Origin of the sequence: Enterobacter cloacae complex sp. IR53030 (assembly GCF_049238365.1) — a bacterium.
In the GTDB taxonomy this organism is placed as follows: Bacteria; Pseudomonadota; Gammaproteobacteria; order Enterobacterales; family Enterobacteriaceae; genus Enterobacter; species Enterobacter kobei.
Genome location: NZ_JBMKHA010000012.1, coordinates 76382 through 88904 on the forward strand (window position 1 = coordinate 76382; position 12523 = coordinate 88904).

11 protein-coding genes are annotated in these 12523 nt (G+C 56.7%); 2 read left to right on the forward strand and 9 right to left on the reverse strand.

Going from position 1 to position 12523, the window contains the following annotated elements:
• Nucleotides 1-265: 265 nt before the first annotated feature.
• From panD to thpR, 9 genes are all read right to left on the reverse strand, one after another.
• Nucleotides 266-646 (reverse strand): aspartate 1-decarboxylase, encoded by a 381-nt coding sequence (gene panD, locus ACOTXR_RS13765; protein ID WP_045134592.1) that lies wholly within the window; start codon nucleotides 644-646, stop codon nucleotides 266-268.
• A 32-nt stretch (nucleotides 647-678) separates the two neighbouring features.
• On the reverse strand, nucleotides 679-1530 hold the full coding sequence (gene panC / locus ACOTXR_RS13770; RefSeq protein ID WP_047344009.1) for a pantoate--beta-alanine ligase: 852 nt from the start codon (nucleotides 1528-1530) through the stop codon (nucleotides 679-681).
• Between the two features lie 11 nt (nucleotides 1531-1541).
• Nucleotides 1542-2333, reverse strand: a complete 792-nt coding sequence (gene panB, locus ACOTXR_RS13775; protein ID WP_014882600.1) for a 3-methyl-2-oxobutanoate hydroxymethyltransferase — start codon at nucleotides 2331-2333, stop codon at nucleotides 1542-1544.
• Between the two features lie 121 nt (nucleotides 2334-2454).
• Nucleotides 2455-2934 (reverse strand): 2-amino-4-hydroxy-6-hydroxymethyldihydropteridine diphosphokinase, encoded by a 480-nt coding sequence (folK, locus tag ACOTXR_RS13780; RefSeq protein ID WP_045134593.1) that lies wholly within the window; start codon nucleotides 2932-2934, stop codon nucleotides 2455-2457.
• Nucleotides 2931-4328, reverse strand: a complete 1398-nt coding sequence (pcnB, locus tag ACOTXR_RS13785; protein WP_072093610.1) for a polynucleotide adenylyltransferase PcnB — start codon at nucleotides 4326-4328, stop codon at nucleotides 2931-2933. Before pcnB ends, folK begins: the two co-directional genes overlap by 4 nt.
• Before the next feature lie 42 nt (nucleotides 4329-4370).
• Nucleotides 4371-5261: a tRNA glutamyl-Q(34) synthetase GluQRS gene (gene gluQRS / locus ACOTXR_RS13790; RefSeq protein WP_421767043.1), complete on the reverse strand. Its 891-nt coding sequence runs from the start codon at nucleotides 5259-5261 to the stop codon at nucleotides 4371-4373.
• 59 nt (nucleotides 5262-5320) lie between these two features.
• Nucleotides 5321-5776, reverse strand: a complete 456-nt coding sequence (gene dksA / locus ACOTXR_RS13795; protein WP_001155232.1) for an RNA polymerase-binding protein DksA — start codon at nucleotides 5774-5776, stop codon at nucleotides 5321-5323.
• Nucleotides 5777-5952: 176 nt separating this feature from the next.
• Nucleotides 5953-6657, reverse strand: a complete 705-nt coding sequence (sfsA, locus tag ACOTXR_RS13800; RefSeq protein WP_014882604.1) for a DNA/RNA nuclease SfsA — start codon at nucleotides 6655-6657, stop codon at nucleotides 5953-5955.
• Complete coding sequence (gene thpR / locus ACOTXR_RS13805) at nucleotides 6657-7202, reverse strand: RNA 2',3'-cyclic phosphodiesterase (protein WP_058690746.1); 546 nt, start codon at nucleotides 7200-7202, stop codon at nucleotides 6657-6659. The genes sfsA and thpR overlap by 1 nt, the downstream gene beginning before the upstream one ends.
• 73 nt (nucleotides 7203-7275) lie before the next feature.
• On the opposite strand from thpR, the gene hrpB reads away from it, so the two are divergent.
• Nucleotides 7276-9705, forward strand: coding sequence for an ATP-dependent helicase HrpB (gene hrpB, locus ACOTXR_RS13810; RefSeq protein WP_058690747.1), 2430 nt, complete (start codon nucleotides 7276-7278; stop codon nucleotides 9703-9705).
• Between the two features lie 216 nt (nucleotides 9706-9921).
• The gene (gene mrcB / locus ACOTXR_RS13815) at nucleotides 9922-12447 is read left to right on the forward strand and encodes a bifunctional glycosyl transferase/transpeptidase (protein ID WP_014882607.1); all 2526 of its coding nucleotides are present in this window, start codon (nucleotides 9922-9924) and stop codon (nucleotides 12445-12447) included.
• The last annotated feature ends 76 nt before the right edge of the window (nucleotides 12448-12523 follow it).

A 12523-nucleotide genomic window follows, 5' to 3' on the forward strand; every position in this document is an offset into this window, starting at 1 on the left:
TCTGAAATGTTATTTCGTGGCGGATTCTAGAGATTTATTTAGGATAAGACTAGTCAACGGGGGTGATTAAAACTGCAGGTTGGTTTAAGTTTTTCTTAATGGGTGGGAGTTATGATTTGAGAATTATATAATATAATTCTCTGAGATTTCTTTGGTTATTTATTTAAATCCTATTAAATGCGCTATAATTGATCGTGGCTTGCACAAAAAAGACTGGACTCATTTTGATAGTGAATGGGATAAAAATGAGTCCAGGGAAAAGAAATCAGGCGACCTGAACAGGAATAGCTTTTGCCGTGCGCTTCATTTCGTTATCGCCTTCAAAATAGGCTACTCTGGGCTGCCAGCGACGCGCTTCTTCGTCAGACATCATCACGAAGCTGGCGATGATCACGATATCGCCCACCTCTGCGCAGTGTGCTGCCGCGCCGTTGACGGAGATGATTTTGGACCCGCGTTCGGCGGCAATTGCATAGGTAGAGAAGCGTTTGCCGTTATTGACGTTCCAGATATCGATCGCTTCGTTCTCAAGAATACCCGCCGCGTCGAGGAAATCCTGGTCAATGGCGCAGGAGCCTTCATAGTGCAGGTCTGCCTGAGTCACTTTCACACGGTGAAGCTTACCTTGCAGCATTTTGCGAATCATTACGTTTACCTTTCATCTTCCGGGTAGAAAAACTACGCCAGCTCAACCACTTTGTTGTCAATCAGGCGAGCCTGGCCAAGCCATGCCGCCACCAGAATTACCGCACGTTTGCTTGTCTCTGCAAGTTCGAGCAGCGTATCAGCATCGCGGATTTGTACATCGTCAGCCCGGAGACCTTTGTCGTTCAGCGCCTGTTCCGCAAGAGCAATAATCTCTTCTGCGGTTAATGCTTTCGCCAGAAGCTGATCTGCCATGCTGTTCATGACCTTGCTTAACGCCGGGGCGATTTTACGCTGCTCGGCGGTCAAATAGCCATTGCGGGAGCTGAGCGCCAGCCCGTCTTTAGCGCGCACGATCGGCACGCCCACAATCTCAATATCATATCCCATGTCCGCCACCATTTTGCGGATCAGCGCCAGCTGCTGGAAATCTTTCTCGCCGAAGCAGGCGATATCCGGCTGCACCAGGTTAAACAATTTGCTGACGATGGTGGAGACGCCGCGGAAATGGCCCGGACGGCTGGCGCCTTCCAGCATGGTCGAAATTCCCGGAACGTCCACGTAGGTTGCTTCGCCGGTTCCCTGAGGATAAACGTCTGCCGGAGACGGCGCGAAAACAATGTCCGCCTGACGCTTTTTGAGCTTCTCGCAGTCTTCCTGCAGGGTTCGCGGGTAGCGCGCCAGGTCGTCTGCGCGGTCAAACTGCATGGGGTTTACGAAGATACTGACCACCACGATATCTGCACGGGCTCTTGCTTCGTCGACAAGCTTCATATGGCCGTCATGCAGGTTGCCCATGGTCGGGACCAGTGCAATACGTTTACCTTCCTGACGCGCGCGACGGATGTGCTGGCGAAGCAGCGGCAGGGTTTCAATGATTAGCACAACGAGACTCCTTAATGGAAACTGTGTTCTTCACCCGGGTAAACACCGGATTCAACGTCGGCAATATACTGCCTGACCGCGGCGCGCATGTCGCCCGCTTCGGTAAGGAAATTTTTCGCAAATTTCGGGATATGCCCGCCGGTAATACCAAAGGCGTCGTGCATCACTAAAATTTGCCCGTCGGTCACGTTGCCAGCACCAATACCAATCACCGGAATCGACAGCGCTTCAGTGATACGTTTCGCCAGTTCAACAGGCACGCACTCCAGCACCAGCAATTGCGCGCCTGCAGCTTCCAGCGCCAGGGCATCATCAAACAGCGTCTGTGCCGCATCGCCACGGCCCTGCACCTTGTAGCCGCCAAAGATGTTGACGGACTGCGGCGTCAGGCCCAGATGGCCGCACACCGGCACGGCGCGTTCGGTGAGCATCTTCACCGTATCCACCAGCCAGGCTCCGCCTTCAATTTTGACCATATTGGCCCCGGCCCGCATGACCGCCGCCGCGTTTTCGAATGCCTGCTCCGGTGTGGCATAGGCCATAAACGGCAGATCGGAAAGCAGGAGGCAGGCTGGCGCACCGCGGCGCACGGCGCGGGTATGGTAAGCAATATCCTCAACCGTGACCGGCAGGGTGGAATCATGTCCTTGTACCGTCATCCCTAACGAATCTCCGACCAGCATGACGTTGATACCCTCTTCGGCAAACAGTTTGGCGAAGCTGTAGTCATACGCGGTGATGGTGGCGAAGCGTTTTTTTTCCTGTTTGCATTTCTGCAGTAAGGAGATGGTGGTTGGTTTCATACTGTTTCCTGATAGCCCAAAGCGAATCTTTGCGCATTCTAACAGTAACATTCCGGGGAACAATGATTTTAGGCAACCGATTAACCACAATTATTTAGCGGCCAACCGGTGGGGGAGAGGTTTACCAGCGAGCGGGTTTTTCCGCGTTCAGGTTGTCCAGAACGGTCTTTAACGAGGTACCGTCCGGGAAGGTGATATCGGGGGCGACTTCAAAGAGCGGCCAGAGCATAAATCCGCGATTTTTCATATCATAATGCGGTACGGTGAGGCGATCGGTATGAATCACCTCCTGGCCAAACAGCATGATGTCGAGATCGAGGGTGCGCGGTCCCCAGCGTTCGGCTTTGCGCACGCGGCCCTGCTGGAGCTCAATGCGCTGGGTATTATCCAGCAGCGCTTCTGCATCAAGGGCTGTTTCCAGCAACACGGCAGCGTTCAGATAATCAGGCTGATCCTGTGGGCCGAGCGGCGGGGTACGATAAAACGACGAGACGGCGACGATCCGGCTTTGCGGAATCTCGCCCAGCGCCTTTACGGCAGCGTTAACCTGCTCCAGCGGAGAGGCTAAGTTACTGCCGATGGCGATACAGGCGAGTGTCATGCTGAACCTTCACGACGCGGCGCACGTTTGCGCGGACGACGATGACGGCGACGCGGTGCGGGCTCTTCATCCAGCCCGGTCAGCATATCCTTCTGTTCCGGCGGAGCGGAAACCTGGAATTCAGCCCACCACTGCGCCAGACGCTGCAGCTCCTGATTGCGTTCAATTTCCGCACGCAGGGACAGCAGATCGAACGCGGCGCGGAACTTTGGATGTTCCATCAGTTTCCAGGCGCGTTTGCCCTGGCGACGGGACATGCGCAGCTGAAGCTGCCAGATGTCGCGCACCAGCGTGGTAATACGTTTCGGGATCGCCAGCGTACGGCACCCTTCGTCCAGCACGTCGTTTGCGGCCAGCGCGAAGGCATCGTAATAGGCCAGGCCGCTCTCCTGAGTAATTCTTTGCGCGGTTTCCAGCAGGGGATACCAGAACATCGCCGCAAACAGGAATGCCGGGTTCACGCGCATGTCATTCTGGATGCGGGTGTCGGTATTTTTCAGCACCTGCGCAATCATGCGCTCCATCGGGCTGTCACCGTTTTCGGTAAAGTAGCGCGTAATGGTCGGGAACAGCGGCTGGAACAGGTTGTATTCGCGCAGCAGCTTGTAGGTTTCAAACCCGTAGCCAGCCTGCAATAGCTTCAGCGCTTCTTCAAACAGACGGGCAGGCGGCACGTCGTTGATCAGCGTCGCCAGACGCGGGATCGGCTCTGCCGTCTCCGGGCTGATGCGCATGTTGAGCTTGGCGGCGAAACGCACGGCACGCAACATACGCACAGGATCTTCGCGATAACGCGTTTCTGGCGTGCCGATCAGGCGGATCAGGCCCTCTTTCAGGTCCTGCATACCGCCCACGTAATCACGCACGGTGAAATCCGCCACGCTGTAATAGAGGCTGTTGATGGTGAAGTCGCGGCGCTGGGCATCTTCTTCGATAGAACCGAAAATATTGTCACGCAGCAACATACCGTTCTGGCCGCGCTGGGAGGTCGTGCGATCGGATGCGCCCGCTTCGTGGTGGCCGCGGAAGGTCGCCACTTCGATAATTTCTGGCCCAAACATGACGTGAGCAAGACGGAAACGGCGGCCAACAAGACGACAGTTACGGAATAACTTGCGCACCTGCTCAGGCGTGGCGCTGGTCGTCACGTCGAAATCTTTTGGTTTTTTGCCCAGCAGTAAATCACGCACCCCACCGCCAACGAGATAGGCCTCGTAGCCCGCTTTATTCAGACGATAGAGCACCTTGAGGGCATTTTCACTGATATCTTTGCGGGAAATAGTGTGCTGCTCACGCGGAATAACCGACATGTGTGGCTGTGCAATAGCATCGTTCGCCATGCTCTCTTCGCGGCTTAGCACTTTACGGCAAAAATTAGCGACTCGGGTAAAAATGGTACACCTCGTAGTGTGTTTTGTTATGAAAAAAGCGGCTAATCATAGCTCAGCGCAACGCATTTGAGAATGCTGGATTTTTGGCACCGCCGTGAGCGTCCATTGCGCGATGGCCATTTTCAGCAGTTCGTCAATACGCAGATCCTGCCATTCGTGGGTTACATTTTGGTTGAGAAATCGCAGCGCGTCGATCAAAACAGGACGCGGATCGCCGTCTGGCAGGGCTGGGGCGTGGTTTTGCTTGGACAGTTTAATGCCCTGCGCATTGACCGCCAGCGGCAGATGAAGATAACCCGGTACCTTCCAGCCAAACTGCTGATACAGCGATATTTGCCGCACGGTAGGTTCGACCAGGTCTGCCCCACGCACAATTTCCGTGACGCCCTGGAAATGGTCGTCGACGACCACGGCCAGGTTATAAGCAAACAGACCATCACGACGGTGAATAATAAAATCTTCGCGCGCCAGACGTTCATCGGCACGGATCTCTCCGGAGAGCAGATCGTGGAAACGGATGACGGGCGCACGTTGCAGCAGGCGCACGGCGGCGTTCTCCGGGGGATGATTGAGCGTACGGCAGTGCCCGTCATAGACGCCGCCAACGCTCTGGATACGCGCGCGGGTGCAGGTGCAGTTGTAGGAAAGCCCTTGCTCAGCGAGCCAGGCCAGACGCTCCCGATACGCCTCGTGGCGTTTTGATTGCCAGAGAACCTCGCCGTCCCAGTGCAGGCCGTAATGTTCCAGCTGACGCAGTATGGTCTCTGCAGCACCGGGAACTTCACGCGGCGGGTCAATATCTTCTATGCGGACGAGCCATTTGCCCTGGCTGGCGCGAGCCTGCAGGTAGCTGCCGAGCGCGGCAATTAATGAGCCGAAGTGTAATTCACCGGAGGGAGATGGCGCGAAGCGCCCGATATAGTGTGATTCAGACATATCAACGTTAACAAGGCGGGAGAGACTCCCGCCTTTGGAGTGGGTAAACAGCGCTGGTATTAACCGGCCATCTGTTTTTCGCGGATTTCGGCCAGCGTTTTACAGTCGATGCACAGATCGGCGGTTGGACGCGCTTCCAGGCGACGAATACCGATTTCAACACCGCACGATTCGCAGTAGCCAAAATCTTCGTCTTCGACTTTTTTCAGCGTTTTCTCGATCTTTTTGATCAGTTTGCGTTCGCGGTCACGGTTACGCAGTTCGAGGCTGAACTCTTCTTCCTGAGCGGCACGGTCTACCGGATCCGGGAAGTTTGCAGCTTCATCCTGCATATGCGTAACGGTGCGATCGACTTCATCCCTGAGTTGATTACGCCATGCTTCAAGAATACGCTTGAAGTGCGACAGCTGGGCTTCGTTCATATACTCTTCGCCCGGTTTCTCTTGATACGGCTCCACCCCAGCGATGGCGAGAATACTCAGGGACGATGTTTTACGGTTTTGCCCTTCTTGCATGTTGCTTCTCCTTAACACGCACTATCGATCCCCGTGTTGGGGGAAAAATCAGGTCGCTATAAATAGCAGATGCTTTTCCGTATGGCAATTATCTAAACGTAACACTTGACAAGCCTGTGAGGAAAAGCGTATTTGCGCACGCGGCCAGAACACATAATCATCAATCGTCTAATCCCTTATAAGACAATGGGAAGAGAGGATCTCAGAGTCATATTATCGGCAGAAAGTTCCGCCTTATAAGCGAAAACCTCTACCCCCTGCTTTTGTGCCTCATTCAACAATTGCGCGTATTTAGGGTCAATATGGCGGGCAGGTGAGAACCGTTCAATGGCTGAATGCAGTACCGCAAACAGCAGTACGGCGCGTTTGCCCGCCGCCGCAACACTCATTAGCTCCCGCAGGTGCTTCTGTCCACGTAGCGTAACCGCATCCGGGAAGTAGCCATTTTCCTGTTCCGCTAACGTCACTGATTTTACTTCAATATAGCACTCCGGCCTGTCTTCCGCCTGTAACATGAAGTCAATTCTGCTGCTTTCATCGCCATATTTCACTTCACTTTTATGCGTACCATAACCCACCAGTTCGGGAATAGTGCCATGGGTCAGCGCTTCCTTAACCAGTTGATTGGCGCGCAGGGTATTAACGCAAATAAATGCCCCACTTTGTGTCTCAGTTATTTCCCAGGTATGGGGATATTTGCGTTTAGTATTTTCTGAAGTGGAATACCAGACCGTGTCACCCGGCGTGGCGCAACCGGTCATGGCTCCGGTGTTGGGGCAGTGCAGAGTGAGCGTTTCCCCCTCAGGTGTCACCACGTCGGCGAGGAAGCGTTTGTAGCGTTGGATCAGCGTGGCGGGCTGGAGTGCAGGGCTAAACTTCATCAGGATTCCTTCATCGTGTCGCCCAGCGTCCAGCGCTGTAGCGGCGCGTAGCGTGTGCGTCCTTGAGCAAAGACAGATTCATAAAGCGCGAATGCATTGACCGGGAAAGCCCAGTGAAAACCCGGGGCCGGGAGGGCAACGGCCTGACCGGCATCGCGCAGCAGCGTGATATGCGGATGAAATGGCTGCGGGCTCTGATAACAGCCGCTGCGCGCCGCCTGCGCACGTAGCATATTTGCCAGCTGCAATAATCCGCGCGGTGGCTGGCGCGTGCCCAGCCAGACCACGCGCGAACGTAGCCATTGTCCTGCATCGTCGAGGTGCAGCGTAAACGGCGGCTGAGAAATCCGCCCGGCCATGGCGGCTAACGCCCGCTGTTTCCCGGCACTTACGTCGCCCAGGAATGCCAGCGTCAGATGCAGGTTCGCGGCTGCAACGGGCCGACCTGCTTCCGGTGGAAAATGTTCAGCGCGCCAGCGAACGATTTGCCGCTGAACAGGGGCGGGCAGCTCAATGGCAAAAAACAGTCGTTTTGACTCAGACATACGGGGGACTCGGTAATGATATGCGCCGATGCTACAATGTACGCCGACTAATGTTAACCCTCTGGAGCTGTTAGTGTCCTCATTGCCGGTCGCCGTCGTCCTTCCCGAGCTTCTTGCTGCCTTACACCACGCCCCGCAGGTTTTGCTTAACGCGCCTACGGGGGCGGGCAAATCCACCTGGCTGCCGCTACAGATCCTCAAAGAAGGGAAGATTGCCGGAAAAATCATCCTGCTGGAGCCGCGCAGGCTCGCCGCACGCAACGTGGCGCAGCGACTGGCGGAACTGCTGAACGAAAAACCAGGCGAAACGGTAGGTTATCGGATGCGTGCCGAAACCTGCGTTGGCCCGTCCACGCGCCTTGAAGTGGTTACCGAGGGCATTCTCACCCGCATGCTGCAAAACGATCCGGAACTGACCGGCGTGGGGCTGGTGATCCTGGATGAATTCCACGAACGCAGCCTGCAGGCGGATCTGGCCCTGGCGCTGTTGCTGGACGTCCAGCAGGGGCTGCGCGACGACCTCCGGCTGCTCATTATGTCGGCGACGCTGGATAACGCGCGGCTGCAGCAGACGCTGCCTGATGCCCCAGTGATTGCCTCCGAAGGTCGTGCATTCCCGGTGGAGCGGCGCTATCAGCCGCTACCTGCCCATCAGCGTTTTGACGAAGCGGTGGCTGTCGCCACGGCTGAACTGCTTCGTCAGGAGCCGGGGTCGCTGCTGCTATTTTTACCCGGTGTGGGAGAAATCCAGCGCGTACAGGAGCAACTGGCATCACGGGTGAGTAGCGACATTATTCTGTGTCCGCTCTATGGCGCGTTGTCGCTGGCCGATCAGCGTAAAGCGATCCTTCCCGCCCCGGCGGGGCAGCGCAAAGTGGTGCTGGCGACCAATATCGCGGAAACCAGTTTGACCATCGAAGGCATTCGCCTGGTGGTGGATAGCGCCCAGGAGAGGGTGGCCAGTTTTGACCCGCGCACCGGGCTGACTAAGCTGCTCACGCAGCGCCTCAGCCAGGCGTCGATGATCCAGCGTGCGGGCCGTGCCGGGCGTCTTGCGCCGGGCATTTGTCTGCATTTGACCAGCGCGGAGCAAGCTGAGCGTGCCGCACAGCAAAGCACGCCAGAAATTTTACAAAGTGATTTGTCTGGCCTGGTGATGGATCTCCTGCAATGGGGCTGTCCTGATCCTGCCCAGCTCACATGGCTCAACCCTCCGCCAGCGGTTAACCTCACGGCGGCGCGCAGCCTGCTGACTCAGCTTGGCGCGCTGGAAGGCGAGCGTCTGACGGCGCGCGGGCAGAAAATGGCGGCGCTGGGTAACGATCCGCGTCTGGCTGCTATGCTGGTGGCCGCGCAGGGGAACGATGAAATTGCCACGGCGGCAAGGCTGGCGGCTATCCTTGAGGAGCCGCCGCGCGGTGGCACTAGCGATCTGGGACAGGCATTTTCGCGTAATCAGGGGAACTGGCAGCAGCGGGCGCAGCAGCTGGCCAAACGCCTGAATAGCCGGGGCGGTTCACCTGACAGCGATAAAATTGCCTCCCTGCTGTCAGAGGCCTTCCCGGACAGAATTGCCCGCCGCCGCGGGCTGGACGGGCGCTATCAGCTGGCAAACGGCATGGGGGCGATGCTGGACAGCGATGATGCATTAACGCGTCACGAATGGCTGATTGCCCCGCTTTTGCTTCAGGGGAGCCACTCTCCTGACGCACGTATTTTACAGGCGTTTGCCGTAGACATTGATGCGCTGACCCGCGCTTGTCCGCAGCTGCTGCAGCAGTCCGATATCGTGGAATGGGATGAGACTCAGGGCACGCTAAAGGCGTTTCGCCGCAGTCAGATTGGCAAACTGACGCTCGGGACGAAACCGCTGGCGAAGCCGTCAGAAGAAGAGTTACACCAGGCGATGCTGAACGGCATCCGGGAAAAAGGGCTGAGCGTACTGAACTGGACGCCGGAAGCTGAACAGTATCGTATACGCCTGCACTGCGCCGCGAAGTGGCTGCCGGAACACGGCTGGCCAGCGGTGGATGATGAGACGCTGCTGGCTACGCTTGAGCACTGGCTACTGCCGCAAATGAGCGGCGTACACTCCTTGCGTGCGCTCAAGGCGCTTGATGTTAAGACCGCGTTACAGAATTTACTGGACTGGTCATTACGTCAACGTCTGGATAGTGAGCTGCCTGGGCATTACACTGTGCCCACCGGGAGCCGGATTGCCATTCGTTATCATGAGGATAATCCTCCGGCGCTGGCGGTACGGATGCAGGAGATGTTTGGTGAAGCCACCACACCGTCTATCGCAGAAGGGCGTGTGCCGTTGGTGCTTGAGCTGCTGTCGCCTGCGCAGCGTCCGCTGCAGATCACCCGCGATCTGGGCGCGTTCTGGGCGGGAAGTTACCGGGACGTGCAGAAAGAGATGAAAGGGCGCTATCCCAAACACGTCTGGCCGGACGATCCGGCGAACACGGCGCCGACACGGCGGACGAAGAAGTATTCGTGAATCAGGGGAAGAGGGGAGTGCGGCCTGGATTGTGCGGGCTGGATTGTGCGGCCTGATGCCCTCACCCCGGCCCTCTCCCATGGGGAGAGGGAGAAAACACTAAAGACTTTCCTGCAAGGAAAGTCTTGCTGTTTATTTTGAGAGATTTCTTCTTTCACAGGTCAGTGGAAGAAATGAGAATCGGGCCTTTGCGCCTGAACGTTGCGGAGAAAAAGCATGGCGGGGAATGACCGCGAGCCAATAGGACGTAAGGGAAAACCCACGCGTCCGGCGAAAGAAAAGGTAAGCCGTCGTCGCCTCAGAGATGAGGACTATGACGATGACTATGAAGACGATTATGAGGATGAAGAACCGATGCCGCGTAAAGGAAAAGGCAAAGGGCGCAAGCCTCGGGGCAAACGCGGCTGGTTCTGGCTGCTGCTGAAGCTGTTCATTGTTTTTGTTGTGCTGATGGCGATTTACGGCGTTTATCTGGATCAGAAGATCCGCAGCCGTATCGACGGTAAAGTCTGGCAGTTACCTGCGGCAGTGTATGGCCGTATGGTGAACCTTGAGCCAGATATGTCTATCAGTAAGAACGAGATGGTGAAACTGCTGGAAGCGACCCAGTATCGTCAGGTGTCGAAGATGACGCGCCCTGGCGAATTTACCGTTCAGGCGAAAAGCATTGAGATGATCCGCCGTCCGTTCGACTTCCCGGACAGCAAAGAGGGGCAGGTGCGCGCGCGTCTGACCTTTGACGGCGATCGTCTGGATACCATCGAGAACATGGATAACAACCGTCAGTTCGGTTTCTTCCGTCTCGATCCGCGTCTGATCACCATGCTCTCGTCGGCTAACGGCGAGCAGCGCCTGTTTGTAGCGCGTAACGGCTTCCCGGATCTGCTGGTGGATACGCTGCTGGCAACCGAGGACCGTCACTTCTACGAGCACGACGGCATCAGCCTTTACTCTATCGGCCGTGCGGTACTGGCGAACCTGACCGCGGGTCGTACCGTGCAGGGGGCGAGTACGCTGACTCAGCAGCTGGTGAAGAACCTGTTCCTCTCCAGCGAACGCTCCTACTGGCGTAAAGCCAACGAAGCGTACATGGCCGTGCTGATGGATGCGCGTTACAGCAAGGATCGTATTCTTGAGCTGTACATGAACGAGGTTTACCTCGGTCAGAGCGGCGATAACGAAATCCGCGGCTTCCCGCTGGCAAGCCTGTACTATTTTGGCCGCCCGGTGGAAGAGCTGAGCCTTGACCAGCAGGCATTGCTGGTGGGCATGGTGAAAGGGGCGTCCATCTACAACCCGTGGCGTAACCCGAAACTGGCGCTGGAGCGTCGTAACCTGGTCCTGCGTCTGCTGCAACAACAGCAGGTGATCGATCAGGAACTGTACGACATGCTGAGCGCGCGTCCGCTTGGCGTGCAGCCGCGCGGTGGGGTGATCTCTCCTCAGCCTGCGTTTATGCAAATGGTGCGTCAGGAGCTGCAAAGCAAGCTCGGTGATAAGGTCAAAGATCTCTCCGGCGTGAAGATCTTCACCACCTTTGACTCCGTGGCCCAGGATGCAGCAGAAAAAGCCGCGGTGGAAGGTATTCCGGCACTGAAGAAACAGCGCAAGCTGAGCGATCTGGAAACCGCCATGGTGGTGGTTGACCGCAACACTGGCGAAGTACGCGCGATGGTGGGCGGTGCCGAGCCGCAGTATGCGGGCTATAACCGTGCCATGCAGGCGCGTCGTTCGATTGGTTCTCTGGCAAAACCGGCGACCTATCTCACCGCCCTGAGTCAGCCGAATCTGTATCGTCTGAACACCTGGATTGCCGATGCGCCAATCTCACTGCGTCAGCCTAACGGTCAGGTCTGGTCCCCGCAGAACGATGATAAACAGTTCAGCGGCCAGGTTATGCTGGTGGATGCGTTGACCCGTTCCATGAACGTCCCCACGGTTAACCTCGGTATGGCGCTGGGCCTGCCTGCGATTGTCGACACCTGGCAGAAACTGGGCGTGTCGAAAGATCAGCTGCATCCGGTTCCGGCGATGATTCTGGGGGCACTTAACCTGACGCCGATCGAAGTGGCACAGGCGTTCCAGACCATTGCCAGCGGCGGTAACCGTGCGCCGCTTTCGGCCCTGCGCTCGGTGATTGCCGAGGATGGCTCCGTGCTGTATCAGAGCTTCCCACAGGCAGAACGTGCGGTGCCTGCGCAGGCGGCCTATATGACGCTGTGGACCATGCAGCAGGTTGTGCAGCGCGGTACTGGCCGTCAGCTGGGGGCGAAATATCCGGGTCTGCATCTGGCGGGTAAAACCGGGACCACCAACAACAACGTCGATACCTGGTTTGCCGGTATTGATGGCCGTGAAGTGGTGATCACCTGGGTAGGCCGTGATAACAACCAGCCAACCAAGCTGTACGGTGCAAGCGGGGCGATGTCGATTTACCAGCGCTATCTGGCGAATCAGTCTCCGGTGCCGCTGAACCTGGTTGCGCCGGAAGATATCGTCGATATGGGCGTGGACGGTTCCGGTAACTTTGTTTGCGGCGGTGGGATGCGTACCCTGCCGGTCTGGACCACCAATCCGGACTCCCTCTGCCAGCAGAGCCAGCCTGAACAGCCAACGGGCAACCCGTTCGATCAATCTTCTCAGCCTCAGCAGCCGCAGCAACAACAGCCGCAGCAGCAGAATGAGAAGAAAGACAGCGATGGCGTAGCCGGCTGGATTAAGGACATGTTTGGCGGGAATTAATTAATTCCCTGAATAAAAGGCCGCTTTATTTTTAAAGCGGCCTTTTTTATTGTTTACAGTCCGCAATCCTTTAAAA